Genomic DNA, 26,516 nt, shown 5'->3' with positions numbered 1-26,516 from the left:
ACCTAGCATCTCGAAAGGCGGACGCCTAGGTCGTTTGTGACCGATTGCCTCCGGGTTGGCCCTGACCCTTCGTTGGGCTATGGTTAGCCCAGGAGGCGCCGTGTCCCTTTCGGAATTGTCCGTGATCGCCCGGATCCGCGATCGGTTTCCCGGAGGGCGGGAGCTGGTGGACGACTGCGGGGCGGTGCCCCCGCCCCTTCCGGGCCAGCGCCTGCTGGTGACCACCGACCTCATGGAGGACGGCCAGCACTTCTCCCGCGCCTGGCATCCCCCCGCCCTGCTCGGGCGCAAGCTCCTGGCCGTGAACCTGTCCGACCTGGACGCCAGCGGGGCGACCTTCCTGGGCTTCACCCTCACCCTGGCCCTGGGCCGGGACCTGGCGCCCGCCTGGGTCGAGGCCTTCCTGGACGGCCTCGCCGCGGCTTCACACGCCTGGTCGGTTCCCGTCCTGGGCGGAGACACGGTCGGGCGAGCCTCGGGCCTGGGCCTGGGCATCACGGCCTTCGGCTCCGTGGCCCGGTGGCTGCGCCGGGATACGGTGGAAGCGGACGACGGCATCTACGTGGACCAGCCCCTGGGCGCGAGCCTGCGGGGGCTCCGCAAGCTGATGGCGGGCTGGGACCCGGCCGTGCCCGATCCGGACGTGGCCGCCCACCTGGACCCCCAGCCCCGGCTCGGTCTGGGCCCCCGTCTGGCAGCCATCCCCGAGGTGCACGCCTGCATGGACATCTCGGACGGCCTGAGCCGCGACCTCGCGAACCTGGCCACCGCCTCCGGGCTTTCCGTGATCCTGGCCCCGGGCCTGGACGCGGACGCGGTGGAGGGGGGCGAGGACTACGCCCGGTGCTTCGCGGCCGCCCTGCCCCAGGCGGAGCTGGAGCGGCGCCTGGGCATCCCCCTCCTGCGGGTGGGCACGGCGGCCCCCGCTGGAGAAGCGCCGGTTCTCCATTATGATGGAGGAAGCCTGCGGCCCCTTCCGGACCGCGCCTTCGACCACTTCGCACCCGCCCAAGGATCCGATGACCGACACCCCTGACCAGGAAGCGCCCGCCGGCGCCCCGCCGCCGAAGGGCCTCTGGACCAGGCTGAAGGGCCACATCCTCCACCCGGAGATGAGCCCCGAGCAGATCGCCCTGAGCTTCGCCATCGGGCTGTCGGTGGCGTTCAATCCCCTGCTGGGCCTCCACACCGCCATCGTGCTCCTGGCCTGCTTCCTGTCGCGGCGCCTCCACCGGCCCGTGATGCTCATCGCCGCCTTCGTGAACAACCCCTGGACGATGGTCCCCATCGCCACGGCCAGCGCCCTCGCGGGCAACCTCCTGCTGGGCCGGGGCTCCCGCCTGGACCTGTCCGGGATCCGGTGGCACGAGATCACCTGGCGCAGCTTCGTGAGCCGGGAGGGCCTGGACGGCATCTTCTGCATGCTGAAGCCCATCCTCGTGCCCTACCTCACCGGGGGCTTCGCCCTGTGCCTCCTGGCGCTCCCCGTGGGCTACGTCGTCATGCTCGCCGTGGCCCGGCGCCTGCGCCGGGCGCACCTTCACATGCCCCACCTCCACCTGCCCAAGACCAGCCGGAAACCTTCCGAGTAGGAGCCCACCATGGACATGCGATTCCTCATGAAGCAGGCCCAGGCCATGCAGTCCAAGCTGCAGGAGGCCCAGGCCAATCTCAGGGCCGAAGGCACCGCCGGCGGCGCCATGGTCAAGGTCACCCTCAACGGCGCCAAGGAGCTCGTCGGCATCTCCATCGCCAAGGAGGCCATGGACCCCGAGGACCCCAGCATGCTGGAGGACCTCGTCCTCGCCGCCTTCAAGGACGCCTCCGCCAAGGCCGACGAGGCCATGGGCAAGATCACCGGCGGCCTCACCGGCGGCCTGAAGATCCCGGGCCTGGGCTTCTGACATGAAGCTCCCGGCCCCCCTGGAAGCGGTGGTCGAGGCCCTCCAGAAGCTGCCGGGGGTCGGTTCCAAGTCCGCCCAGCGCATGGCCCTCCACCTCCTCAAGGAGGGGCCGGGGGCCATGGAGCACCTGGGCGACCTGCTCCGGCACGCCGCCAGCTCCGTGGGCTTCTGCGCCACCTGCGGCTCCTTCACGGACCGCCCCGTCTGCGCCGTCTGCGAGGACCCCCAGCGCGATCCCCGCACCCTCGTTGTGGTCGCCGAAGCCAGCAACGTGCTCACCTTCGAGCGGAGCGGGCACTTCCGGGGCCGCTACCACGTGCTGGGCGGCCTCATCTCCCCCCTGAAGGGCATCGGGCCCGACCAGCTCCGGGTCCGGGAGCTCCTCCGGCGCCTGGAGGACGGCCGGGTCCAGGAGATCGTCCTGGCCACCAACCCCACCCTGGAGGGCGAGGCCACCGCCGCCTGGCTGGCCCGCATCCTGGAGCCCCTGGGCATCCGCACCACCCGCATCGGCCTCGGCCTGCCCATCGGCAGCGACCTGGAATACGCGGACGACCTCACCCTCGACCGCGCCCTGGAAGGCCGCCGGCCCCTCTAGAGGCGGACGTCGACCCGGGTTCCGCCTTCGGGGCGGAGGCTGAACACGAGGTCGGCGCCGGTGGCGTTCAGCCACTTCAGGGCCAGGGGCAGGCCCAGGCCCGTGCCCTCGGGGCGGCCGCTCTCGAAGGGGCGCAGCATGCGGGCCAGGTCGCCGGGGTCGAAGCCGGGGCCCTCGTCCAGGATGGCGATCTGCCCCGGGACCACCTGCACCCGCACCCGCCGGCCCGGCGGGGTGGCCTGGCAGGCGTTCTCCACCAGGTTCACCAGGGCCTGGTGCAGGAGCATGGGATCGGCGTCGGCGCGCCCCTCCCCTTCCACGGTCAGGGTCCGGTCCTGGAAGGCGGGGCGGCGGTGCACCTCCATGGCGGCCTGGGAGGCGATCTCCTCCAGCCGCACGGGGGCGATGCGCGGCTCCAGGGGCTTGGCCCACAGGAGGAAGCGCTGGGCGAGGCGCTCCAGGGACTGGACCTCCTCCAGGAGGTCCTGGGCCGTGTCGTGGTGGCCGGCCCGGTCCAGCAGCTGGCCGTGCCCCTTGAGGACGGCTAGGCCGTTCTTGAGCTGGTGGGCGACGCCCGCGGTCATCTCGCCCAGTTCGGCGAAGCGCTCCCGCAGCTGCTGACGGCGCTCGCCGGCCTCCCGCTCCGTGATGTCCTCGAACTGCAGGAGGGAGCCCACGATGTCGGGCACCTGGATGCGCCGGAGCTGCCAGCGCCGCCCGCCGCCATCGGCCCGCCACGCGGGGCCGGGGGGCTGGGCCAGGCCCTCCAGGATCCAGGGGAAGGGCTCCAGCACGAAGGCCGCGTCCAGGCCCACCACGCCGGCCTTGACGCCCAGGATGGCCCGGCCCTCGGCGTTGATGGCGGCCACCTGGCCCTTGAGGTCCACCCAGAGAATGCCGAAGGGGAGGGCGTCCAGGAGCCGCTCGTGGACGGTGCGCAGTTCGCCGAGGGACGCGGCGAGGCGGCCCCGCTCCTGCAGGCTCTGGGAGACGGCGCCCAGGAGGAGGCTCTCGGGGTCCTGGGCCGGGTGCCGTTTCATCCCCCGCCACCGGCGGAAGGACACGACCAGGCCCACCAGCACGAAGACCAGGGGCAGGCCGAGGATCAACCACGAGAGGGGGGGATGCGTGAGGGACACGGGGCATTCTAGCTTCATTTCCGGCCCGGGCGCAGCTCCGGAGCTCAGAGGACGGCCTCCAGGCGCGCGCAGAGGGTCCGGAGGATCTTGATGCGGCCGAAGGCCTTGTCCTCGCTTTCCACGAGGGTCCAGGGGGCGATCTCCGTGGAGGTGCGGTCGAGCATGTCGCACACCGCGGCTTCGTAGGCCGGCCACTTGTCGCGGTTCCGCCAGTCCTCGTCGGTGATCTTGAACCGCTTGAAGCGGCTCTCCTGCCGCGCCTGGAAGCGCCGGAGCTGCTCCTCCGGGCTGATGGCGAGCCAGAACTTGGCCAGGATGGCGCCGCTGCGGACGAGCTGGTCCTCGAAGTCGTTGATCTCGCCATAGGCCCGCATCCAGTCTGCCTCCGCGCAGAAGCCCTCCACCCGCTCCACCAGGACCCGGCCGTACCAGCTGCGGTCGAAGATCTGGAAGCGCCCCTTCCGGGGCACGTGGCGCCAGAAGCGCCAGAGGTAGGGCTGGGCGCGCTCCTCCTCCGTGGGGGCTGCGATGGGGGTGATCTCGCAGAGGCGCAGGTCCAGGGCCTGGGTGACGCGACGGATACCGCCCCCCTTGCCGGCGGCGTCGGACCCCTCGAAGACCAGGATGACGCTGTGGTCCCGGAAGGCCTTGTGGCGGGTCAGGAGGTTGAGCCGGCCCTGCCAGGTCTCCAGCTCCCGCTCGTAGGACTCCTTCGGCAGGCGCTGGGTGAGGTCGAGGCTCCGGAGGACATTGCGCCCGTCGAGGCCGGCGGCGACGGGCGGGGCCGCCACGGGGGCCGGCGCCGGCGCGGGCCCGTCCAGCCTCGCCCGGAGGCGCTCCAGGAGGATCCGGCCCACGGCCAGCTTCTGGTAGCGGGGGTCCGTGGCCTCGATCACCGTCCAGGGGGCGCCCGCGGTGCTGGTGCTGCGGAGGGCGCGCTCGGCGACGGCCCGGAACGTGTCGTACATGGCGAAGTGCTTCCAGTCGCGGTCCGTGACCCGCCAGCGGGTGAGGGGGTCCGCCTCCAGCTTCTTCAGGCGCTTCTTCTGGGCGTCCCGGCTCAGGTGCATCCAGAACTTCAGCACCAGGGCCCCCTCGTCGATGAGCATCTGCTCGAAGCGCCGGACCTGCTCCAGCGACTGGTCCAGGCGGGCCTCCTTGATGCGGCCGTAGGCGCGCTCGACGATGGGCCAGGTGTACCAGCTGCCGTCGAAGATGCCCATCCGCCCCTTGGGGGGCAACTGCCGCCAGAAGCGCCACATGTGGGGGCGCTCCAGCTCCTCGTCGGAGGGATCGGAGAGGCCGTGGGTCCGGATGTGCCGCGGGTCCATCCACTCGTTGAGGGCCGCCACGGTGGCGCTCTTCCCCGCCCCGTCGACGCCGCCGATGACGAGGATCACCGGGAAGGCCTTGGAGGCCACCAGGTCGTACTGGGCGTCCAGGAGGGCCTCCCGGAGCCCTGGGATCTCCTGCTCGTACGCGGCCTTGTCGATCGCGTGGCCCAGCTCGGCGGATTCGAACATGGTTCCCCCCTGGCGGCCTTCCGGGGTGCATTGTAGGCCCGGCCGGGCGCGGGCGCCCGTCTTCCCTTCAGGCCCGCTCCTCCTCGACGCCCCACCGGTCGAACCGGGAGAGCAGGAGGAGGCCCGGGATGGCCGCGAGGGCGCAGGCCAGGAAGTAGCCCGACCACCCGAACTTGTCCGCGAACCAGCCCGCGGGGGCCGTCAGGTAGCCCCGGGCGAAGGCCAGGAGGCTGGAGAGGAGGGCGTACTGGGTCGCCGTGAAGCGCCGGTCGCACAGGAGCATGATGAAGGTCGCGAAGGCCGCCGTGCCCATGCCGAAGCTGAGGTTCTCCAGGGCCAGGGCCCCGGTGAGGACCGCGAGCCGCGGCCCGAGGCGGGACAGGGCCCAGAAGGCCAGCACGGAGCCCGCCTGGAGGAGCCCGAAGACCAGGAGGGCCCGCTTCAGGCTCAGCTTCTTCATGAGGAGGCCGCCCAGGATCCCGCCCAGGATGATGCACACCATGCCCACCGTCTTCGTGGTGGCCCCGATCTGGAGCTTGGTGAAGCCCATCCCCCGCAGGAGGAAGGGGGCCGTCATGGCGTCCGCGAGCTGGTCCCCGATCTTGTAGAGGAGGCAGAAGGCCAGGACCTCGCCGATGGCGGGGCGGCCCAGGAGCTGCCGGAGCGGCTCGACCACCGCCTCCCGCAGGGTCCGGGGGGGCTGGACGCTGCCGTCCGTGGACCAGGCCAGGAAGCTCCCCAGGGAGCCCGCGGCCATGAGCCCGGCCATGGCCAGGTACGTGGCCCGCCATCCCGTCTTCTCCGCCAGGATGAGGGCGCCGGCGCCGCTGACGAGCATGGCCACCCGGTAGGCCCCGATATGGACGGCGTTGGCCAGGCCGAGGTCGGGCCCCGCGAAGGCCTCCCGCCGCCAGGCGTCGACGACGATGTCCTGGCTCGCGGAGGCGAAGGCGACGAGGAACCCCAGCAGGGCGATGCGCCCGGCCCCCGCGCGGGGGTCCGAGGCCGCCATGGCCGCCAGCAGCAGGGCCAGGGCCGCCTGGGTGATCACCATCCAGCCCCGGCGGCGCCCCAGGAACGGCGGCAGGAAGCGGTCCAGGACCGGCGCCCAGAGGAACTTGAGGGCATAGGGCTGCACGATCAGCCCGAAGAGCCCAATGGCCTTCAGGTCCAGGCCCGCGTCCGTGAGCCAGGCCTTGAGGGTGAAGCCGGTGAGGAAGAGGGGCAGGCCGGAGGCGAACCCCATCAGGGCCACCGTGACCATCGCCATTGAATTGCGCCGCATCCTCCGAGGATGAGGGCTTCAGGCCTTCATGTCCAGCGCGGTGCCCAGCATCTCCTGCTCGGCCTGGATCACCTTCAGGTTGGCCTTGTAGGCGACCCCGTCCGTCTTGAGGGCCACGGCCTCGGTGGCCAGGTCCACGTTGGAGCCCCCGGGCGCCAGGGGTTCCTGGCTCTCGGTGAGGCCCGTGGCCCGCACCCCGCCCTGGGCCAGGTCCGCCTGCTGGAGGCGCCGGGCCCGGTAGCCGTCCGAATTCAGGTTGGCGACGTTGCCGGCCGCCACGGCGACGCCCTGGCTGCCGACGCCCACGCCCGAGATCGCTGCTGAAATGGCGCTCATGACCCGTCCTTGTCCGGTCCTACCAGGATAGGCCGTTCGATGGACTTCTCAAGGCTGCTCGAACCAGGAGCTGCCGCTCTGGAAGGTCCGGACCTTGGCCGCCCGCTGCTGGAAGCGCTTGATCGCTAGGTCGATCAGCCGGGTCAGGAGCTCCGGGTAGGGCACGCCGCTGGCCTCCATCATCTTGGGATACATGGAGATGCTGGTGAACCCCGGGATGAAGTTCACCTCGTTGAGGAACAAACGCCCAGTCGGACGATCGACGAAGAAGTCCACCCGGGCCATGCCGTACGCGTCCAGCGCCCGGTAGGCCGCCGCGGCGGAGGCGCGCACCTGGTCCTGGAGCCCGGCGGGCAGGTCCGCGGGAATGCGGGTGGTGCTGCGGCCGTCCAGGTACTTGTCCTGGAAATCGTAGAATTCGCCCGCGGGCAGCACCTCGCCGACGACGCTCACGAAGGGATCGTCCCCGCCGAGCACCGCCACCTCCAGTTCCCGCACCTCCAGGCCCTGCTCCACGAGCACCCGGCGATCGAAGCGGAAGGCCCGGTCCAGGGCCGGCGCCAGGTCCTCGAAGCGCTTGACCTTCTCGATGCCGATGCTGGAGCCCAGGTTGGCGGGCTTCACGAAGAGGGGCAGGCCGAGAGGCTGGATGCTCGCCAAGGCGCCCTCCCGGTCCCGGGCCCAGCCCTCTTCCGTGAGGCCCCGGTAGGGCACCACCGGCAGGCCCTCGGATTCCCAGATGCGCTTGGTGATCCACTTGTCCAGGCCGGCGGCCATGGCCAGGAGGCCGGCGCCCGTGTAGGGGCGGCCCAGGGGTTCCAGGAAGCCCTGGAGCTGGCCGTCCTCGCCGCCGGCGCCGTGGATGGCGTTGAAGAAGACATCGGGCAGGGGCGTGGCCTCCGCGCCGCGTTCGAAGGGCAGGAAGGGGTGGGGCCCCCGCTCCGGCTGCTCCCCCGCGGCGAGGCGCGCGAAGGGGTCGCCCGTGAGCACCCACACGCCGTTGCGGGCGATGCCCATGGGAATGACGTCGTAGCGGGCGGGATCGAGGTGGGCCGCGATGCTGCGGGCGGAGACGATGCTCACCTCGTGCTCGGGGCTCTCTCCCCCGAAGAGCAAACCGACGGAAAGGCGCGCGTTATCCATGGGAGAAGTCTAAACTAGGAGGTCGCCTTCAGGAGCCCCCTTGCGCACGGCCATCTACCCTGGTTCCTTCGATCCCCCCACCCTCGGGCATCGGGACCTGATCATGCGCGCGGACAAGCTCGTGGACAGGCTCATCGTCGGGGTGCTCCACAATCCCGCCAAGCAGGCCTGCTTCACCGTGGCCGAGCGGGTCGCCATGCTCGAGGAGCTGACCCGGGACCTGCCCCACGTCGAAGTGGCCTCCTTCAACGGCCTCCTCGTGGATTTCGCCCGCCAGCAGGACGCCCACTTCATCATCCGGGGCGTCCGGGCCTTCTCCGACTTCGAGTACGAGTTCCAGATGGCCCTCATGAACCGCAAGCTCAACGCGGACCTGGAGACGGTGTTCCTCATGCCCAAGGAGGAGTACAGCGTCGTCAGCAGCCGCATGGTCCGGGAGGTGGGGAGCATGGGCGGCGACATCTCCGGCCTCGTCCCCGAGACCTTCGTGGACCGCGTCGCGGCGCGCCTCCGCAGCTCCCGGAGCCTGGCTACCTGATCGGCCAGTGTAGTCAGATCGAAGCACCGGATCCACCTGCGCTAGGGTGTGTTCGTAATCCAGGATAGTAATGGCTAATACCCATCCGTGCCGGAGCATGGAGGAGCTGGAATAGTGAGTCTGTGCTGCAGTGCCTGATGGCGCCGCGCATTCGCAGCATCCTATTGGAACGCGGAGGCGCGGAGGATCTCGCTGAGGCTCGCGGAGAAAGGATCAAGCCCACAAGCCCCCTCCAATCGATATCCAGGAAAACCTCCCGCTTCACCTTATGGCCGGCCAGTCTCAGGGAGTGCGCCAGACAGACCTTGTAGGGATCTTCCAGGAGTCCGTGCCCCAGAGCCTTCTGGATCTCGATGGCCTCCCCGATGATGGCCTGGGTGATCTCCTTGTGCGGATGATCCTCCCCGTCGACCTCTCCCCAATGCCTTCCCATCACGCCTCCCGTTGGGACGTGTCATTGGGAGGTGGCAGGTTCCAGGAGCGCTTTCCTCCGCGACCCTCTGCGAGATCCTCCGCGCCTCCGCGTTTCATAGGATCAATGAGGATCCGGAACGCTTGTCACCCTCCGCTCATAGCCTCAGCCAGATCACGATGCAGGCCAAAGCCACCTGGGCTGAGAAACTTCGCGCCGTTTTGTCGAACCTGGTGGCCAGCGCCCTGAACTGTTTGAGCTTGGCGAACCCATGCTCGATGGCATGGCGGGCCTTGTATAGGTGTGAGTCCCAGGCCGCCGGATTCTTGCGCCGGGGATGAGGTGGGATGACGGCTGTCGCACCCATGGCCTCGATCGCCTTCCTTACCGGGTTCCCATCGTAGGCCCGATCTCCGAACACGTACTCTGCCTGCCAACCGCACAGCAATCCTTCAGCAGACCGGCTTCCATGGGCTTGCCCCGGAGTGACCAGGAAATCCAAAGGATTACCGTGGGCATCGCAGATCAAATGGATCTTGGTCGAGCATCCACCCCGAGATCGTCCGAGCGCCTGGTTCCAGAGCCCCCCCTTTTGCCTGCTGAAGGTTGATGAGCGCGAAGGATGGTGCCATCCGGCATGACCCACTCCAGGTCGGCTTCCTTGCGCAGGAACTCCAGGATCCTTTGCCACACGCCGCGCTTGGTCCAGGCCTCAAATCGCGTGTACACGCTTGTCCAAGGTCCAAATAGTTAGTAAATCGGGCTCGCAGGAACACGAGCGTACGCCTTGACCGGCGCGCTGACGCGCAGCCCGATCTTACGTTCTTGGACAGGCCCGTAGCGGCAGGGGGCCGGCGCAACCGGGCTATGGGGATTTCGAAATGGGTCGGAGCCCGGGAGGGGACCCGATGGCTCCCTGGATCGTTCCGTGGGGCTCAGATCCGCCCTTCGGGATCACCGTTCCCGGCGGGATGCTGAGGTGCAGGCAGACCCCGGTCCAGCCACCCCAACCGGGCAGGCCGGGAGTTGATGTCATGGGCGTTGTGGGGACGGTCAGCATGGATCGTCCTCGGGCGGTGCGCGGATGGTGGCGGGCAGGGGTGTCCGACGGAGGGCCCCGCCGCAGACCGGGCAGGTCTGGGATTCGCGTTCCACCCGTTCCAGGTCGGATGGATCCTTCCGGGGCTTCTTGCAGGTCCCGACGATGGCCCTGGCCTTCTCCAGAAGGCCGCCAGCCTGGAGGGAGCCGTAGAGGCCGGCATGACGGATCTTGTGGAAGCCCGGGGGGAGGACGTGCTGGACCAGGCGCTCGAGGAACTCCACGGGGTGGACCGTTGCAGTGTTGCCGTTCTTGGTGGCGAACGTCACCCGGTCCTCGGTGACGTCCAGGAGCCGGGAGTTGGCGATGCCGACCCGGTGGGTGTACCGGGCCAGGTAGCCGGCCACATGGCTGGAGTGCCCGAACGGCTTCTTGGCGTGGACGCCCCAGTCCAGATCGCTGACCGTGGCCATCCGACTGGCGTAGAGTTCCTTCGGGACCTCAGGGAAGGCGCCCTTCGCCTGGAGCCGGCCCAGGGCGTTGAGCATCTTGGCCCGGAACACCTCACCCATCATGGCCACCGGGAACAGGTAATTCTTCCCGCTGGGGATGAAGCCTCCGCCGTCGAGGGCGAGGCCCCCGGCGGTGACCAGCACATGGAGGTGGGGGTGGAAGGTCAACTCCCGGGTCCAGGTGTGCAGCACCAGCAGCAGGCCGGGAATGGCCTTCAGTCGGCTCCGGAACAGCTTCAGGAGGGTCTTCGTCGCTGCCCGGAACAGGGCGCCGTAGAACTTGGCCGGATACTGCCGGGCCAGGAACCGCAGTTCCGCCGGGAGGGTGAACACCAGGTGGAAGTGGGGCACGTCCAGGAGGCGCTGGGTCTCCTTGTCGAGCCAGCGTTCCTGGGCCAGGGCCTGGCACTTGGGGCAGTGCCGGTCCCGGCAGGAGTTGTAGGCGATCCGCTCGAAGTCACCGTGCTCGCAGACCTCCTTGTGCCCGCCCAGGGCCGCGGTGCGGCATTGGCCGATGGCCGTGAGGACGCGGCGCTGCTGCCGGTTCAAGGCAACCCGGCTTTCCAGGGCGTCGCGGTGGAGGCGGACGATGTCGGCGATGTCGAAACGGGGTCGGGTGAACCCCACCGCCCTACTCCGGCAGGTCCTCCAGAGGGCTTCGCACGGCGGCGATCTGGCCTGGCGCCACCTGGGTGTAGATCTGGGTGGAGGTGATGCTGGCGTGGCCCAGGACCACCTGGATCTTGCGCAGGTCCTCGCCGCTCTCCAGCAGGTGGGTCGCGAACGCGTGGCGCAGAAGGTGGGGGTTCACGAACTTGCCGATGCCGGAGACGGCCGCTGCGCAAAGGAGGGCGCGCCGGGCGGTGTCCGCGCAGAGGGGCCCTCCCGACTTGGAGGCGAACAGCCAAGGCTTCGGGGGCTGCATGTGCTTGTAGTAGGTCCGCAGCGCCCGGTAGAGCTTGGCCCCCATGGGCACCATCCGGTCCTTGCCGCCCTTTCCATCGCGGACGTGGATCACCTGCTGCATGGCGTCGATGTCCCGGGTCTCGAGCCGGCAGGCCTCGTTGATCCGCAGGCCGGTGGCGTAGACCAGAGTGAAGAAGGTGCGGTATTTCGTGGTGGTGAACCCGTCCAGCAGCCGCGCAACCTCAGCCTGGCTCAAGGTGGAAGGCAGGTGGGCCTTGGCCTTGGGGACGGTGATCCAGGCCACCTTCTCGGGCTGGCCCAGGGTCCGGGCATAGAGGAACTTCAAGGCTGAGTAGTGGAGGGCCAGCCGGGAGGCTCCGATGGCCTGCTGCCGGAGGACGTCCACCCACCGCCGCACCGATTCCTGGCTGGCGTCGCATGGGTCGTGGCCAAGGAATTCCTCGAAACGCCTCACCGATGCGACGTACTGCTGGATCGTCTTATGGGCGCGGTTCGCCATTTGAAGGTCCCCGGCGAACCGGGACAGAGATAAACTGACCGCCATTGCAGTCCTCCATGAATGTGGGGCTGGTGCTGTAACACCGCCACATCCATGGGGACTGCAAGCTGTAGATCCCGCAAGCCTTATTGGACGATCAGGCTGGACGGACGCTGATCACCCCTGCCGCGAAGCGGCTTCGTCCAATTCCTCCGGCAGGTCCCTCCACGGCGCCCCAGTCCTGTGCCTCCACAGGATCGCCTCCACCATGGGACGGTTGGGGTGACGGGATCGCCCCATCCCTCCACGCTCTGGCGGAAGGAGCGGTTCAAGCTTTGCCCACATGGCATCGGTCAGGAAACTTCTCGGCATCGTTACCCCAGGAAAATTCGTGGTGTACGAGCCTTTACGTATGAGTACAAGTTAACTATTTATCTAATCTATAGATTCCGAACACAGCCTAGCTGATCTCCGCCAGCCGCAGGCGGGCCTGTTCCTGGCGCAGCCAGTCGCGCTGGGCCTCGCCGAGGCCGCGGGCCAGGGCCTTCTCGGCGGCCTCGCGGCACTTCTGGAGGAGGAGGCGGTCCCGCACGAGGTCGGCGGCCTGGAACCGGGGGAGGCCGGCCTGGCGCGTCCCGAAGAACTCGCCCGGCCCGCGCAGCTCCAGATCCTTCTGGGCGATCCGGAAGCCGTCCTGGGTCTCCGTGAGCACCCGCAGGCGCTCCGTCTCGCTGGCCGAGAGCATGATGAAGTGGCTGCGGTGGCTGCCCCGGCCCACCCGGCCGCGGAGCTGGTGGAGCTGGCTGAGGCCGAAGCGCTCGGCGTGGTCCACCACCATCACGGTGGCGTTGGGGACGTCCACGCCGACCTCCACCACCGTGGTGGCCAGGAGGAGGCGGGCCTCGCCCTTCACGAAGGCCTCCATGCGCGCGGCCAGTTCGTCGGCCTTGAGGCGGCCGTGGACGATGGCCAGGGGCGCGTCCGGGAAGCGGGCCCGCAGGAGGGCCTCCATGGCCTGGATGTCCCGCAGGGGCACCTTGGCCTCGTCCTGGGGATCGATGGCGGGGCTGATGACGAAGGCCTGGCGTCCGGCCTCCAGTTCCCGCTCCACCCGGTCCCAGGCCGCTTCCGCGTCGTCGGGGGCCACGAGGCGGGTCGTGATGGGCTGGCGCCCCGGCGGCAGCTCGTCGAGGACCGACTGCTCCAGGTCCCCGAACAGGGCCAGGGCCAGGCTGCGGGGGATGGGCGTGGCGCTCATGACGAGCCAGTGCGGGTCGAGGCCCTTCTCCTTGATGGCCTCCCGCTGGCGCACCCCGAAGCGGTGCTGTTCGTCGACGACCACGAGCTGGAGGCGCTGGAAGGCGACGGACTCCTGGAAGAGGGCGTGGGTCCCCACCACGTAGGAGGCCTCCCCGGAGGCGATGCGGGCCAGGGCCTTGCGCTTCTCGGCGGCCTTCATGGGGCCCAGCAGGAGCTCCATCCGGTCCGCGCCGTCCCCCAGGAGCCGGCGGAAGGTGGCCGCGTGCTGGCGGGCCAGGACCTCCGTGGGCACCAGGAGGGCCCCCTGCCCTCCCGTCTCGGCGACCATGGCCAGGGCCAGGAAGGCCACGAGGGTCTTGCCGCTGCCCACGTCCCCCTGGAGGAGGCGGTTCATCACCCGCCCGGAGGTCAGGTCGTCCACGATCTCCTTGAAGGCGGTGCGCTGGGCGCCCGTGAGCCGGAACGGGAGCAGCGCGCGCAGGCGCTCCCGCAGCTCCGGCGAGGTGGGGACGGCATGGCCGCGCCGCGCCATGCGCCCGGCCTTGCGGATGCAGACGCCCAGGGCGAAGGCGAAGAGCTCCTCGCAGGCCAGGCGCCGGTGGGCGGGGGTGGCGTGGGCCTCCAGGTCGCCGGCGTCGGCGTCGTCGGGGGGCTGGTGCAGGAGCCGCAGGGCCGAAAGGGTGTCGGGGATGCCCCGGGTGAGCTCGGGGGGAAGCCATTCGCCGGGCTCCGCGGCCCGGGCCAGGGCCTCCTGCACCAGCCGCTGCCGGAACCGGCCGCCGAGGGGTCCCAGGCGCCGGTAGAGGGGAAGGTAGCGCCGCGACCAGAGGCCGTCCTCGGGATCGCCCTTCCCGAGGTTCTCGAAGGCCGGGCCGCGCATCTCCAGGCCGGTGCGGGTGGCCGCGACCGGGCCGAAGGCCAGGATCCGGTCCCCGGGCCTCAGGGCCCTCGCCAGGTAGGACTGGTTGAACCAGACCAGCCTCAGGGTGCCCGTGCCGTCCTGGAGCAGGGCCTCCGTGAGGGCCATGCGGCGCACCCGGGTCGTGGTGGAGCGGATGTCCTTGAGGACGCCCTGGACCGTCACCACCTCCCGCTCGGCGCCCCAGGCCCCGTCCAGCTCCGCGATCTTCCGGAGGCTGCCCCGGTCCACGTAGCGGTACGGGAGGGACCAGAGGAGCTCCTTCACCGTGGTGATGCCCGCGCCCTCCAGCGCCTCGGCGAAGGCGGGCCCGACCCCCCGCATGGCGGTGACCTTGGAGGTCAGGGGGTAGAGCGGAAGGGCGCCGGACATCAGGCCGTCCCGGGATCGGTGCTGCGCTCCATCTCTCGGTAGCGGGCGAACTCGCCCTCGAAGTAGAGCCCCACGGAGCCCACGGGCCCGTTGCGGTGCTTGGCGATGATCAGCTCCGCGCTGCGGTCGTCGTCGGCCCCCTCCACCGAGGGCGCCATGCGCCGGTGGATGAACATGACCATGTCGGCGTCCTGCTCGATGGCGCCGGAGTCGCGCAGGTCGGAGAGCTGGGGGCGCCCGCCCTGGCGGTGCTCCACCTCGCGGTTGAGCTGGCTGAGCACGACGATGGGCATGCCGTGGTCCTTGGCCAGCAGCTTGAAGCCGCGGCTGATCTCGCCGATGCGCACGGCCTCGCTCTGCTTCGCGGCCCGGGAGCCCTCGGGGCTGCTCACCAGCTGCAGGTAGTCGACGATCAGCAGGTCCAGCTTGTGGTTGGCCTGGGACAGGTGGCGGTCCACCATGGCCGTGATCTCGCGGGTGGTGATGGCGGCCTGGTCGTTGATGTAGATGGGCAGGTCCAGGAGGGCGTCCCGGCTCTGGAGGATGCGGGCCTCGGTCGCCTCGTCGAAGCCTCCCGCCTGGGCGGCCTTGAGGTTGATGCCCGCGTGCTGGGACAGGAGGCGGCTGAACACCTCCTCCTTGGACATTTCGAGGGAGAAGAAGGCGGCGTGCGCCCCGTGGTACAGGGCCGAACGCAGCAGCCAGTTCAGGGCCAGGGCGGTCTTGCCGATGCCGGGGCGGGCGGCGAGGATGATCAGGTTGCCGGGCTGGAAACCCTGGGTGATCGCGTCCAGGCGGCTGAAGCCCGTCCGGAGGCCCGTGGAGCCGCGGCCCTCCAGGCGGTCCAGGATGTTCTCCATGGCGTCCCGGGCCACGTCCCCGATGTGCTCGAGGCCGCGCCGGTCCTGGCCCTGGGCCAGCCGGAAGAGGTCCGCCGCCGCCTGTTCCACGAGGGTGTCGGGGGGATCCTCCTCCTCCGCGGACTGGCGGACCAGCTGCGCGCCCAACCGGATGAGCTGACGGAACTTGCGCTTCCGGATGAGCAGGTCGGCCAGGACCTGGGGCCGGCCCACCTCCTCGGCGGACAGCAGGTCCACGAGGCCCGTGAACCCGCCCACCCGGGCGAGGTCACCGGCCTGGTCGAGGGCGTCCTTGAGGGTGAGGGAGTTGACCTCGATCTGGCCCTCCACCAGCGCCTTCAGGGCCTTGAAGACGACCCGGTGGGCGGGGTGGACGAAGTCGTCCTCCGTGAGGATGAAGGAGATCTCGGCCGCGGCCGTCTCGGCCCCGGGCGCGCAGCACGTGGCCAGGAGGGCGCGTTCGGCCTCGACATCCTCGGGAAGTCGCTGGGGGAGCCACTCGCTCATGGTCTGCGTTCAGGGATGGGTGTAGCCGGAGCCGGTCACGTCGATGAAGATCGGATTGGTGACGGCGATGGGGTAGATGCCGCGCATGATCCAGTTCCACGGGGTCCCGGCGGCGTAGGGGCCGGTCTGGCCCAGGGGCACGCCGGCCTCCACCACGATCCAGGCGCCGGTGCCCGTGGTGGGCATGGGCACGCTGAAGGTGGCGGTGAAGTGGAGCGGATTGGCGGCGTCGGCCGCGAACTCCGGCAGGGTGTGGGTGCCCACGACCTGGCCGTTCATGACGATGCGCACTTCGTCGACCGGCATCCAGTCGCTCTTGTAGAGGTCGACCTTCACACTGGCGGTGGTGACGGGCCCGGGGACGAGGCCGCCGGGGCCCTTGGAGCCGATGGTGACGTCCAGCATCGGGCCGGTGGAGGCCACGGCCGCGCCGGCCTTGAGGGCGGAGAGCACGGACGAGAGGTCCTGCTCCAGGTCCTTGGTGGGCGCCTCGGTGGGGGTCGGCGGGACCACGAGGGAGGGGGTGGCCTTCAGCCAGGTCCGCGCCAGGCCCACGGGGGTGTCGACGCTGTACTTGCCGTAGGAGAGGCCCAGGGCCTTCGTGAACTTGGCGGGGGTCTGCTGGTTCAGCAGGGCGAACCAGTCGGCCCGGACCTGCTTGAACTGCTGGAACCAGGGATCGGGATTGGCCTTGTCGAAGCCTTCGCCCCTCAGCAGCTCGATGGCGTCGAAGGCGCCGTTGAGGACGCCCTGGGCGTACGGGCCCGACGCCGTCCACCAGGCGTTGGCGCCCTGGCCCACCGGCATGGCGCGGTCGAAGCCCTTCAAGGTGAAGAGGCCCGAGGCGGCGCGGGGCTGGTGGACGATCGTGAAGCTGCCCTGGGCCTGGGTGATGAAATCGGCCAGGGACCAGTTGCGGGGCTGGACGGCGCCCTGGTAGCGGTAGCGGGTCGCCGTGGGCGTGAAGAGCGCGGTGAAGGTGCCCCAGCCCGGCAGGACCGAGGTGCGGGCCCCCACCACGTAGGGCTCGTTCCCGACGGCGGCGAGGTACTGGGCCTCGTAGCCGGCGGCGTTGAACTGCCACTTGAAGTCGTTGTAGAGGCGGTTCGCGTCCGTCGCCAGGTCCTCCTCCGTGGTGGCGACGACGCCCACGCCCTCGGCCAGGGCCGAGGCGAGCTTCTCGCCGGGGAGGTACCCCCCGGTGGTCGCCTGGGAGGGACCGGGCAGGTCGAAGGAGGTCCATCCCGACGGCAGGGTGGTGGGCCACACGAGCACGGTGTGGCTGGTGTCGTACTGGCCGTCATAGGCCAGGACGTCGAGCGAGGCGAGGTTGGACAGGGGCCCCCGGGTGCCGTAGACGCGGTAGGCGCCGCCCTGCACCGCCGGGTTCCCCTCCTGGGTCATGCCGCCGGTGAGGGTGCCGTTGGGCAGCCAGAAGTACGTGGTCTGGGCGTAGTTGTGGAAGCCCGTGCCGAACATCTCGTTGCCGCCCCGGTACTGGTCCTGGCCGGGGGCGTTGATGGAGGGGATGGCCGCGGCCTTGAGGATGGGCTCATAGTAGGTGCCCAGGACCCGCGAGCGGCGCATCCAGGGATCGGCGGTATCGCCCGTCCCCTTGAACGTCAGGCGGAGGGGCTGGATGCTGGCCGTCGGAGCATTGGCCTGGCGCGTCGTGAAGGTGTGGCCGGAGTACTTGGAGCCGACCACGGTCCCGTTCGGGCTGACCACTTCGTCCGCCTCCGGGCAGAGGTAGTCCGACCCGCCGACGACGAAGATCTGGTTGGTGCTGAGCCGGATGGGGCGGCTGATGAGGGAGCCCCCCGAATCGTTCTGGTTGGCGGCCGTGGCCTTGGTCTGCTCTCCCAGGGCGTTCCGCACCACCAGGCGGTACGTGCCCAGGGGCAGGATGCAGCTGACGGTGCTGCTGGCCAGGCCGGTCTGGCTCGTGATGTTCTCGTCCGACTCCAGCCACTCGATGCGCTCGGGCACCCAGAGCGGCGACGTCTCCGAGCCGGCGTTCCGCTCCACCCGCACCTCGGTGGGCAGGGGGCCCTGACGGACGGCAGAGCCGCTGAGCGTGAAGGTGAGGTTCGCCGCGTCCTGGGGCCAGATCCCGTCGTCCTTGTTGTACTTGGCGACGGCGATCAGATTGAAGAGGCCCGTGGTCGTGCTGGGCGTCGTGGTGGAGCCGGAGGGACCGCCGGCGATGTAGAGGCGCCGGTTGTGGGTCAGGGAGGCGCCCGCGGCGAGGCCCTCGGGGGCCAGGGGCAGGCTGCCGGCGACCATGCGCCGGGGGAAGATGGGGCGGACGGCGTTGAGGCGGGTCTGGGGGTCCGCGGCCACCGCGAGGGACGGCGCGTCCAGGGGCATGATGCCCAGGGAGGCGTGGGAGTCCATGACGGTGGCGCCGGGCTCGGTGGCCACCATGAGGGCCGAGGGGGCCTGGACGGAGGTGGCGATGGGGCTGCCGAAGTCGCTGCCGGGGATCTCGACGCCCCAGCGCTTGGCATCGCCCAGGGGGCGCCCGAAGATGTCGATCCCCGCCGGGATGGCGAGCTGGAATCCGCCGCCGCCGGTCTGGATGAGGTTGTCGCCGATGTTCCGGACCCCGATGCGGGCGCTGCCGGTGTTCGTGACGGTGGTGCTCAGGGTGAAGAACCGGTCCAGCTTGCCCAGGCTGAGGACGTGCTTGACGGTGAGGCCCTTGACCCGGCCGCTGGCGTCCCAGGAGGCGCCGGCGAGCTTGTGGGACTTGTCGACGACCCCGCCGGTCATGGTCAGGGTCGCGGGGTCCGTGTGGGTGTCGGGCGTGTAGGTGTCGATGACGATCTGGATGTCGGGATCCTGGTTCAGCACCGGCGTCAGGCGCTCCAGGTTGTCGGCGGGCATGTTCACGCGCTGGTAGCTGGTGTCCAGGCTCAGGTAGCCGGCGTCGACGATGCTGCCGCCGCCCTGGGCGCCGGCGATGGGAATCTGGGCCGTGTCGCCGAAACGGGTCCCGTCCACGGTGACCTGGATGAAATCGTTCCCCAGGTAGTAGTCGCCGGGGCCCGCGGCCGCCTTGAGCCCGGTCACGCGGTCGCCCCCGTTCTCGGGCATCGCCTCGGCGGCGACGGTGGTGCGCTGGAGGCCGGACGCCCGGAAACACCCGGTGGCGACCAGCGACAAGGCCACGGGGAGGACCGCCCCCAGACCGAGCCGGACGCCGTCGGGCAAGGTTCGGACAGAGGTAGCGGAAGAGGACCGCAGGTCGCTTCTATGATTCATTAATTCTCGCTCGCGTTGGGCCCCTGGGGGGGTAAGGGTCTATGCTATCACTCACGATGGGAAGGCTTGTCTCGATTGTTCTCCGTTCAGCATCGCGCCGGCGGGTGTGGGCGAGCTTACTTGTATTCCTTACCATTGATTTGCTTTGGATTCTCGGTTGGTTCCCGGCCACCGCGCGAACGCGGAATTTTGCCCGGGAATCGGCCCCTTCCGTGGCGGGTCCCGCCCTCGTGCTGGGGGCGGGGATCTATTCCGACAAGGAACCGACCCCCGTCCTGGAGGGGCGCCTGGAAACCGCCCTCTGGCTGTTCAGGAACGGCAAGGTCCGGTGGATCCTCGTCTCCGGGGACAACCGGGCCCACAACTACAACGAACCCCTGGCCATGCGCCGGTGGCTGATCAAGCGGGGCGTTCCCGTCGATCGCGTCGTCAGCGACTTCGCGGGCCGGCGCACCTACGACAGCCTCCGGCGCGCCCAGGCGGTCTTCGGGGTGCGCCAGGCCCTCGTCGTGACCTCCGACTTCCACATGCCGCGGGCCCTCTTCCTGGCCAGGGCCATGGGGCTGGACGCCGCCGGGGTGCCGGCGTCCACCGCGGAACTGCCCCTGCGGAGCCGCGCGGCCTGGATGTCGCGGGAGGTCGTGGCCCGGCACCTGGCCGTCCTGGACCGCTGGTTCCCTCCCGACACCCGCCTCGGGCCCCGGGAGACCACCCCCGACGATCCGGTCGAGGCGCGGTAGGCGCCCGGTACGCCCTGGACGAGCAGCCATTCGAACGGCCTCGCCCCAGGGGTGAAGGCGAGCCTGGGGCGACGATCCTCCCCATCGGGATATCACCGAAGCCATCCTTCCCGCTGCCATGAGGGTGCAGAAAAGCCTGGGGCCTGGCCTCCTGGTAAAGGCCTCCAAGGCGTGCCTTGCCCCTGCAAAGCCCTGATCTTCTGGCGGCCGTCCCTAGGAGGCCCGGCGCACCGCGGCGCCCAGGACCAGGCTGAGGACCACCGCCAGGGCCCCCACCAGCCCCATGCCGGAGGTGGGCCGCAGGTGCTCGTTGAGCAGGTTGGAGAGGGGTCCGGAGAGCAGGATGCCCCCGAAGACGGCGAAGTTGGCCGCGGCGAGGACGGCCCCGCGCCGGGCGGGATCGGGGCGGGTCTGGATGAAGCTCTCCACCGGGATCAGGAAGATGCCGCCGGCAAAGCCCACCACGCCCATCAGGAGGAAGGCCCCGGGAAGGGCGAGTCCCGCGGGGAGGAGGCGGAGGCAGGGCACCAGGAGCATGCCCACGCCCATGGCCGCCCCGGACGGGGCGAGGACCCGGTGCCACCTGGGCCCCCGGGCGAGGGCGGGACTGGCCAGGCCCCCGGCGGCGATCCCCAGGAGCTGGGCCACGATCAGGCCGGAGGTGAGCGATTTGGAGAGCCCCAGTTCCTGCAGGCCGAGGGGATTGATGAGCAGCACCTGGAGGGACCCGGAGAACCAGATGAAGACGGAGGCGCAGAGGGTGGCCGCCAGGAGGGGGTCCTTCCGGGTGGCGGCCAGGTCGCGGAGGGTCTCCGCTGGGCCCCGCCAGGGGAAGGGCGCCGAGGGGTCCGCGGCCGGATGCCGCGCGACCGCGAGGCTCACGAGGAGCCCCGCCGCCGCGACGGCCAGGACGGCGCCGGCCACCCAGAGGCGCCCCCGGTCCAGGCCCCACAGGCCGGTTCCCGGCCGGTCCAGGGCGATCCCGGCGAAGGCGATGCCGGCCAGGATCCCGATCGTCACCACCATCCGGAGGATGCCGTTGGCCCAGGTGACCCGGTCCTCCGGGTAGATCTCCGGGATGGACCCGTTCACCGCGGGGCTCATGAAGGCCGCCTGGGTCCCCATCGTGGCGAGCATGGTGAGGGTGAGGCCCCACCGGCCGAGGAGGAGGCCCAGGGCCCCGGCCACCATGGCGGCCACCTCGGCGACCTTGGCCGCCATGACCACATTGCGCTTGGGAAACCGATCGGCTGCCCAGCCAGCCGGAGCTGCGAACACCAGGTACGGCAGGGTGAAGACGGTCACCGCCAGGCCCTGCAGATCGGTCCTGCCCGCGGCGACGGCGAGCACCAGCACGGCCTGCTTGTAGAAGTTGTCGTTGAAGACCCCCAGGAAGAAGGCCCCCGCCATGGCCGCGAAGCGGCGGTTGCCGGGGCTTCCCTGGTGATCCGCGCTGGCCAACGATCCTCTCCTTGCAAAAGGACCCCGGCATGCGGGGTCCGGACCGGGGCTGCGCCCGGGACTACAGGTCGATCTCGCCGACGCCCAGTTCCTCGGCGGAGTCCTCGCCGCCGTCCTGGATGGCCGGGGAGACGTCGAGGTCGTTCTCGAGACCGAGCATCTCGCTGCTGGAGGCGTAGATCTGGGCGATGGTCTGCTTGCGGAGCTCCAGGGTCTGGATCAGCTCCTGCACGCGCTTGATCTCGTCGTTCAGCCGGGCCCACTCCACGCGGATGGTGTTGTTCATCTGCTCCACGTCCTGCCGGCAGCGCTCCCGGGCCTGCTCGTAGAACTGCTGCTGGTCTTTGCTGAGATCCATATCAACTCCGGAAGAGACATCATGTCGGCGGGGATGGTTCCAGGATACCGGGAACCCGGGCGGTTGGCGATCCGGTCTCAGCTGAAGGCGCGGAAGGCGACCCAGGCGATGCCCGCGATGAGGGCGATGACGACGGGGATGAGCCAGTAGGGCTGGCTCCGGGGCTCCGGGGCCAGGGCCGGGGGCGGGAGGACCGGGCTCGGCCTCGGCGGGGGCGCGGGCCGGGCGGGAGGGGCCGCCGGGGCCGCGGGCCGGATGGACGGGGACGATGCTCCCGGGGCCTGGGCCGCGGGGCGGAGCCCCGGGGCGGTCCCGGCGGTTCCCGCGGAGGTGGCGCCGGAGGCGGTCGGGGCGGGCTCCGGCCGCGGATAGCGGAGGGTCAGGAGGGCCTCCAGGTCGGCCCGGGAGCCCTTGAGGACCGCATTGACGTATTCGGCCACGTCGTGTTCCGTGGGCTCGCTGTCGGTGCGGGTCAGGAAGCTCTTCAGGTCCCGCTCCAGGAAGCGCGCGGAGAGGTACCGGTGGTCGGGGTCCCGCTGGAGGGCCTTGCCCACGATGGACGCCATCTCGGTGGACACGCCCGGGTTCACGGCGCGCAGCTCCTGGACCTTGCCCATGCGGACCTTCTCGAGCACCCCCAGTTCGCTGTCGGCCTGGAAGCACCGCTCCCCGGTAAGGAGCTCGAAGAGCACCAGGCCCAAGGAATAGATATCGGACCGGCCGTCCAGGGCCTGGCCCAGGGCCTGCTCGGGGCTCATGTAGAGGAGCTTGCCCTTCAGGGCGCCGGCCATGGTCTGGGTGCTCTTGGTCGCGGCCTTGGCGATGCCGAAGTCCACGAGCTTCACCGCGCCCTCATAGGAGATGAGGATGTTCTGGGGGCTGATGTCCCGGTGGACCAGCTTGAGGTCCTTGTCGTTGATGCCCCGCTTGCGGTGGGCGTAGTCCAGGGCGCTCGCCACCTTCATGGTGATGGCGGCGGCGATGGGCTCGGGCACGGGAAGGCGGTAGTCGCGGACCTTCCTCAGGAGGCTCCGCAGGTCCCGGCCGTCCACGAACTCCATGGCGATGTAGTAGAAGCCCATGGCCTTGCCCAGGTCGAAGATCTGGGCGATGTTCGGGTGCGTGAGCTGGGCCGCGAGCTTGGCCTCGTCGATGAACATCCGGACGAATTCGTCGTTGTCCGAGAGGTGGGGCAGGATCCGCTTGATGGCCACGATCTTCTCGAAGTCGTGGACGCCGCGCTGGCGGGCCTTGAACAGCTCGGCCATGCCGCCGACGGCCACCTTCTCGAGCAGGTAGTAGTTGCCGAACTCCTCCAGGCCCGGGTCCTGGGCCGACGGGGCCGGGACGGGGGGTGGCGGCGGGGGGACCGGAGGGGGCGGCGGTTCCGGGGCGGCCGGCTCCTGGCCGGGGTCGGAGACCTGGGTCGATTCCAGGAATTCCAGCTCCGGCAGGGATCCGCTCCGGACGGCGGCCGGAAGGGGGGATTCGATCTCGGCCAGGATGTCGCCGAAGATGTCCTCGGCCGTGAGTTTCGCGGCCCCCGTCCCGAATCCCTCGAGGCAGGACTGGAGCGTGGCCGGCCAGGCCTGGATGGAGGCATCCCGGCCGAGCCGGTGGAAGGGGTGGGCGCCCAGGCCCAGCCGCTCCGCCCAGCCGGCCTCGTCCCCGGCGTCGCCCAGGACCACCAGGGGCAGGCCCGGCTTGCGCGCGCACAAATCCCGCACCAGCTCCGCCCCCCGCGAGGTGAGCACCGCCGGGTCGAGCAGGACCACGTCCGGCACCAGGTCCTCGGCCCCGGGGGGGAAGCCGAAGACCCCCTGGACCCAGACCACGCGCCAGCCCTGGCCCCCCAGGACGGTGGACACGTCCGGGGTCCGGAAGGATTCGCCATCCACGATGAGGAGCAGGGAAGGATTCATAATTTCTCGTGAGACTCTGGATTATAGCCAGGGGCGGCCCGCCAGGACCACCCGCCCGAAACGAAGGCTGGCCAGGGGTGCCATCCGGTGGTAGCCTGGAAGACGGCCCTGGACTCGGCCCTGCCGATTTCCAGCGCGATTCCACGGCGAAAGGAGGTGTCCCCGCATGCCACTGGTCAAAATCAAGGAAGACGAGACGTTCGAAAATGCCCTGCGCCGCTTCAAGCGCAAGTGCGAGAAGTCCGGAATCCTCTCCGAGCTGAAGAAGCGTCAGCACTACGAGAAGCCCAGCGCGAAGCGGAAGCGGAAGATGCTCGCCGCCCGTAAGAAGACCCTCAAGCGCCTGGCCCAGGAACGGAGGCTCATGGGCTGATGCCCTTCCGAGCCACGAAGAAGGCCCGCCTCACGGCGGGCCTTTTTCGTGGCCGCTCAGGGGAGGGGTCCCGCGTATCCGCGAAGCGGATACCGGGAAGAAGACCCTCAAGCGCCTGGCCCAGGAGCGCCGCCTCATGGGCTGATGCCCTGAAACGCGGTAGACTGAGAAGGCCCGCCCCGGCGGGCCTTTTTCGTGCACCCATGAAGCCCCATCCCTTCCACTCCGAACTCGAAGCCGTCGAATTCCCCGCCCTGGCCGCCCTCGTGGCGGGGGGCGCCCGCACCCGGGCGGGGCGGCGGGAGCTCGGCCGAATGCATCCATGGGACGGCCGCTGCGGCCTGCGCCGCCTGCGGCAGATTGAACTGGGGCCCACCTGGGCCTCCGACCCCGCCGCCCTGCCGGTCTCGGCCTTCGATGAGGCCCTGGACGAGATCCTGAACCCGGCGGGCTGGCCCCTGCCCGAGCATTGGCGCCAGCTCCGGACGGGCCTCGCCTCCCTCGCCACCCTCCTGCGCACCATCCGCGCGCTGGACTGGCCCGCGGACCAGGCCGCCCCCGAAGGCACCGAACTGGGCATCGACCGCCTCCAGGTCACCGCCGACCTCCTCCCCGACCCGGGCGCGGTGGCCGATCACCTGGGGCGCTGCTTCACGGACGACGGCCAGCTGGATCCCATGCGGGTCCCGGGCCTCGCCGAGCTCCACCGGGCCCGCCAGCGCTGCTTCCAGGCCATCCAGAACCGCCTGTCCCGGATCCTGCGGGACTTCCCGGAGGCCTTCCAGGAATTCAACATCGTCGAACGGAACGGGCGATTCTGCCTGCCCGTTCGCAACGAGCGCCGGGGCATGGTGCCCGGGCTCGTGCTGGACCGGTCCAGCAGCGGGGCCACGGTCTTCGTGGAGCCCTTCGAGGCCGTGTCGATGAACAACGACCACGTGGAGGCCGACCGGGAGTACACCCAGGCGGTCCAGGCCTTCCTGCGGGACCTCCTGGAGAGCCTCCGGGCCCGGCGCTTCGACTTCGAGCGCTGGCACCAGTTCCAGGCGGAGGCCGACGAGGCCCTGGCCCTGCTCCGCTGGGCCTCCCTCTGCGACGGCACCCTGCCGGGCCTCGGCCACGACCGCCTCCACCTGGAGGACGCGCGCCATCCCCTGCTCCTCCCCAACGTCCGCGACGCCCTCGGGCTGGACGCGCTGGGGCACGAGGCCGTCCCCCTCACCCTCGCCCTGGACCGGGAGCGGCCCGGCGTCATCATCTCGGGCTCCAACACCGGCGGCAAGACGGTGGTCCTGAAGACCGTGGGCCTGCTGACCGCGCTGGCCCGGGCCGGATGCGCGATCCCCGCGCGGCCCGGCACCGAGGTGCCCGAGCTGGCCACGCTGCACGCCGACATCGGCGACCACCAGACCCTCATCGGGAGCCTGTCCACCTTCTCCAGCCACGTCCTGCACCTGAAGCGCATCGTCGGCCAGGCCAAGACGGGCGGCCTGGTGCTCCTGGACGAGCTGGGCACGGGCACGGATCCCAAGGAGGGCGCCGCCCTGGGCATCGCCCTGCTGCAGGCCCTCTCCAAGCGCCAGTGCTGGGTGCTCTGTTCCACCCACCTGGGCGAGATCAGCCAGTGGGCCCTCCGCCACCCGCGCTTCCAGAACGCCTCGGTCCAGTTCGACGAGGAGCGCCTGGCCCCCACCTACCGCCTCATGGTGGGCATGCCGGGCCAGAGCCGGGCCCTCACCATCGCCGCCAAGCTGGGCCTGCCCCGCTTCATCCTCGACCACGCCGAGAAGGTCCTGGGACGCCGGGAGCAGGACTGGCGGGAGTTCCTCCGCCAGCTGGAGGCCGACCGGGTCCGCCTCCAGGAGGAGTCCGAGGCCCTCCGCGACCTCGCCGCGCGCCTGGAGAAGGACCGCCGCATCCTGGCCGCCCGGGAGGAGACCCTCCGGGCCCAGCAGGAGAAGTTCCAACGCGACTCCGCCGAGAAGGTCCAGCGGGTGCTGGATTTCATCGACCACGAATCGAAGCGGCTGGTGCGGGAGCTGAAGGAGAAGCAGAAGGCCGCCTCCGCCGACCTCAACGCGGACCGGGTGGGCACCGAGGCCCGGGAGCGGGTGCGGACCATGGAGCAGATCGCCCGCACCGAGCTGAAGGCGGGCGCCCCGGTCCCCCGCGCCCAGGACGCGCCCGTCCTCAAGGAAGGCGGCTTCGCCCGCCACCGGGGACTCGGCGTGGAGGGGCGGGTCGCGAGCCTGAAGGGCGACCGGGTCGTCCTGGAGACCCCCCAGGGCCGGAGGCTGGAGGCCAGGGCCGGGGAGCTGGAGGCCATCCACCGCGGCAGCCTGGGCGAGGGCGCCCCCCGCAAGGGCCACGTCCGCTTCCGCGGGGGGGAGGACGCCATCCAGTCCGAGATCAATCTCATCGGCCGCGCCTCCGACGACGTGGACACCGAGATCCACCGGTTCGTGGAGGCGAGCCTGGCGGCGGGGCAGAAGTTCATCCGCATCGTCCACGGCCACGGGACCGGCCGCCTGAAGGCCGCCGTCCGGGAGGCCCTCAAGGGCCACCCCGGCATCGCCCGCGTGGAGGACGCCCCCCAGGCCCAGGGCGGCGCCGGCGCCACGGTGATCACCCTGCGCTGACGTA

At 70.4% G+C, this 26,516-nt stretch carries 24 protein-coding genes; 8 read left to right on the top strand and 16 right to left on the bottom strand.

Going from position 1 to position 26,516, the window contains the following annotated elements; all coding sequences use genetic code 11:
• Positions 1-100: 100 nt before the first annotated feature.
• Genes R2J75_RS06795 through recR form a run of 4 tightly spaced genes read left to right on the top strand, consistent with a single transcriptional unit; the run spans position 101 to position 2,502 of the window.
• A complete protein-coding gene (locus R2J75_RS06795; protein ID WP_316411362.1) occupies positions 101-1,036 on the top strand; it encodes a thiamine-phosphate kinase in 936 nt (311 codons plus the stop codon).
• Positions 1,020-1,592 carry a DUF2062 domain-containing protein gene (locus tag R2J75_RS06790; RefSeq protein ID WP_243335040.1) on the top strand — a complete coding sequence of 191 codons (573 nt, stop codon included), beginning with the start codon at positions 1,020-1,022 and terminating at the stop codon, positions 1,590-1,592. The genes R2J75_RS06795 and R2J75_RS06790 overlap by 17 nt, the downstream gene beginning before the upstream one ends.
• 9 nt (positions 1,593-1,601) lie before the next feature.
• Complete coding sequence (locus R2J75_RS06785; protein WP_243335038.1) at positions 1,602-1,904, top strand: YbaB/EbfC family nucleoid-associated protein; 303 nt, start codon at positions 1,602-1,604, stop codon at positions 1,902-1,904.
• A 1-nt stretch (position 1,905) separates the two neighbouring features.
• The gene (gene recR, locus R2J75_RS06780; RefSeq protein ID WP_243335036.1) at positions 1,906-2,502 is read left to right on the top strand and encodes a recombination mediator RecR; all 597 of its coding nucleotides are present in this window, start codon (positions 1,906-1,908) and stop codon (positions 2,500-2,502) included.
• On the opposite strand, the gene R2J75_RS06775 is transcribed toward recR, so the two are convergent.
• From R2J75_RS06775 to R2J75_RS06755, 5 genes are all read right to left on the bottom strand, one after another.
• Entirely contained in the window at positions 2,499-3,641 is a 1,143-nt protein-coding gene (locus R2J75_RS06775) for a sensor histidine kinase (protein ID WP_243335033.1), read from the bottom strand. The two genes, recR and R2J75_RS06775, sit on opposite strands and share 4 nt — an antisense overlap.
• Positions 3,642-3,685: 44 nt before the next feature.
• A complete protein-coding gene (gene pap / locus R2J75_RS06770; protein ID WP_243335032.1) occupies positions 3,686-5,164 on the bottom strand; it encodes a polyphosphate:AMP phosphotransferase in 1,479 nt (492 codons plus the stop codon).
• A 67-nt stretch (positions 5,165-5,231) separates the two neighbouring features.
• The gene (locus tag R2J75_RS06765; protein WP_243335029.1) at positions 5,232-6,449 is read right to left on the bottom strand and encodes an AmpG family muropeptide MFS transporter; all 1,218 of its coding nucleotides are present in this window, start codon (positions 6,447-6,449) and stop codon (positions 5,232-5,234) included.
• Positions 6,450-6,467: 18 nt separating this feature from the next.
• Entirely contained in the window at positions 6,468-6,785 is a 318-nt protein-coding gene (locus tag R2J75_RS06760; protein ID WP_243335027.1) for a flagellar basal body rod C-terminal domain-containing protein, read from the bottom strand.
• Positions 6,786-6,833: 48 nt separating this feature from the next.
• The gene (locus tag R2J75_RS06755) at positions 6,834-7,928 is read right to left on the bottom strand and encodes a D-alanine--D-alanine ligase family protein (RefSeq protein ID WP_316411359.1); all 1,095 of its coding nucleotides are present in this window, start codon (positions 7,926-7,928) and stop codon (positions 6,834-6,836) included.
• Positions 7,929-7,968: 40 nt separating this feature from the next.
• Between R2J75_RS06755 and coaD the strand changes: the two genes are divergently transcribed.
• Positions 7,969-8,466: a pantetheine-phosphate adenylyltransferase gene (gene coaD / locus R2J75_RS06750; protein ID WP_243335023.1), complete on the top strand. Its 498-nt coding sequence runs from the start codon at positions 7,969-7,971 to the stop codon at positions 8,464-8,466.
• Positions 8,467-8,479: 13 nt separating this feature from the next.
• Here the strand turns inward: coaD and R2J75_RS19835 are convergent, their stop codons facing one another.
• From R2J75_RS19835 to R2J75_RS06720, 8 genes are all read right to left on the bottom strand, one after another.
• Entirely contained in the window at positions 8,480-8,899 is a 420-nt protein-coding gene (locus R2J75_RS19835) for a GxxExxY protein (protein ID WP_394365886.1), read from the bottom strand.
• 136 nt (positions 8,900-9,035) lie between these two features.
• On the bottom strand, positions 9,036-9,524 hold the full coding sequence (locus R2J75_RS06745; RefSeq protein WP_316411358.1) for an IS5 family transposase: 489 nt from the start codon (positions 9,522-9,524) through the stop codon (positions 9,036-9,038).
• 407 nt (positions 9,525-9,931) lie between these two features.
• Positions 9,932-11,056: an IS91 family transposase gene (locus tag R2J75_RS06740; RefSeq protein ID WP_316410089.1), complete on the bottom strand. Its 1,125-nt coding sequence runs from the start codon at positions 11,054-11,056 to the stop codon at positions 9,932-9,934.
• 4 nt (positions 11,057-11,060) lie between these two features.
• On the bottom strand, positions 11,061-11,900 hold the full coding sequence (locus R2J75_RS06735) for a tyrosine-type recombinase/integrase (protein ID WP_316410090.1): 840 nt from the start codon (positions 11,898-11,900) through the stop codon (positions 11,061-11,063).
• A gap of 111 nt (positions 11,901-12,011) precedes the next feature.
• Positions 12,012-12,179, bottom strand: a complete 168-nt coding sequence (locus R2J75_RS19830; protein ID WP_394365911.1) for a transposase — start codon at positions 12,177-12,179, stop codon at positions 12,012-12,014.
• Between the two features lie 115 nt (positions 12,180-12,294).
• Complete coding sequence (gene recG / locus R2J75_RS06730; protein WP_316411357.1) at positions 12,295-14,385, bottom strand: ATP-dependent DNA helicase RecG; 2,091 nt, start codon at positions 14,383-14,385, stop codon at positions 12,295-12,297.
• A complete protein-coding gene (dnaB, locus tag R2J75_RS06725; protein WP_316411356.1) occupies positions 14,385-15,752 on the bottom strand; it encodes a replicative DNA helicase in 1,368 nt (455 codons plus the stop codon). Before dnaB ends, recG begins: the two co-directional genes overlap by 1 nt.
• Positions 15,753-15,761: 9 nt before the next feature.
• On the bottom strand, positions 15,762-18,968 hold the full coding sequence (locus R2J75_RS06720) for a CehA/McbA family metallohydrolase domain-containing protein (protein ID WP_243335355.1): 3,207 nt from the start codon (positions 18,966-18,968) through the stop codon (positions 15,762-15,764).
• Between the two features lie 263 nt (positions 18,969-19,231).
• Between R2J75_RS06720 and R2J75_RS06715 the strand changes: the two genes are divergently transcribed.
• Positions 19,232-19,759, top strand: a complete 528-nt coding sequence (locus R2J75_RS06715; protein WP_243335353.1) for a SanA/YdcF family protein — start codon at positions 19,232-19,234, stop codon at positions 19,757-19,759.
• A 213-nt stretch (positions 19,760-19,972) separates the two neighbouring features.
• On the opposite strand, the gene R2J75_RS06710 is transcribed toward R2J75_RS06715, so the two are convergent.
• The 3 genes from R2J75_RS06710 to R2J75_RS06700 all read right to left on the bottom strand — a co-directional run bounded on the left by R2J75_RS06710 (position 19,973) and on the right by R2J75_RS06700 (position 23,500).
• Positions 19,973-21,220: an MFS transporter gene (locus tag R2J75_RS06710; protein WP_316411355.1), complete on the bottom strand. Its 1,248-nt coding sequence runs from the start codon at positions 21,218-21,220 to the stop codon at positions 19,973-19,975.
• Positions 21,221-21,281: 61 nt separating this feature from the next.
• Positions 21,282-21,578 (bottom strand): hypothetical protein, encoded by a 297-nt coding sequence (locus R2J75_RS06705; RefSeq protein WP_243335349.1) that lies wholly within the window; start codon positions 21,576-21,578, stop codon positions 21,282-21,284.
• 77 nt (positions 21,579-21,655) lie between these two features.
• The gene (locus R2J75_RS06700; RefSeq protein ID WP_243335347.1) at positions 21,656-23,500 is read right to left on the bottom strand and encodes a serine/threonine-protein kinase; all 1,845 of its coding nucleotides are present in this window, start codon (positions 23,498-23,500) and stop codon (positions 21,656-21,658) included.
• A gap of 166 nt (positions 23,501-23,666) precedes the next feature.
• Here R2J75_RS06700 and rpsU point away from each other — a divergent pair, with 166 nt between their 5' ends.
• Positions 23,667-23,873, top strand: a complete 207-nt coding sequence (gene rpsU / locus R2J75_RS06695; protein WP_243335345.1) for a 30S ribosomal protein S21 — start codon at positions 23,667-23,669, stop codon at positions 23,871-23,873.
• A gap of 203 nt (positions 23,874-24,076) precedes the next feature.
• Complete coding sequence (locus tag R2J75_RS06690; RefSeq protein ID WP_243347232.1) at positions 24,077-26,512, top strand: endonuclease MutS2; 2,436 nt, start codon at positions 24,077-24,079, stop codon at positions 26,510-26,512.
• Positions 26,513-26,516: the final 4 nt, after the last annotated feature.

The organism is Mesoterricola sediminis (genome assembly GCF_030295425.1).
GTDB classification, from domain to species: Bacteria; Acidobacteriota; Holophagae; order Holophagales; family Holophagaceae; genus Mesoterricola; species Mesoterricola sediminis.
The sequence above is the reverse complement of the archived record's forward strand: the minus strand, read 5'-3'. Positions and strand labels throughout refer to the sequence as shown.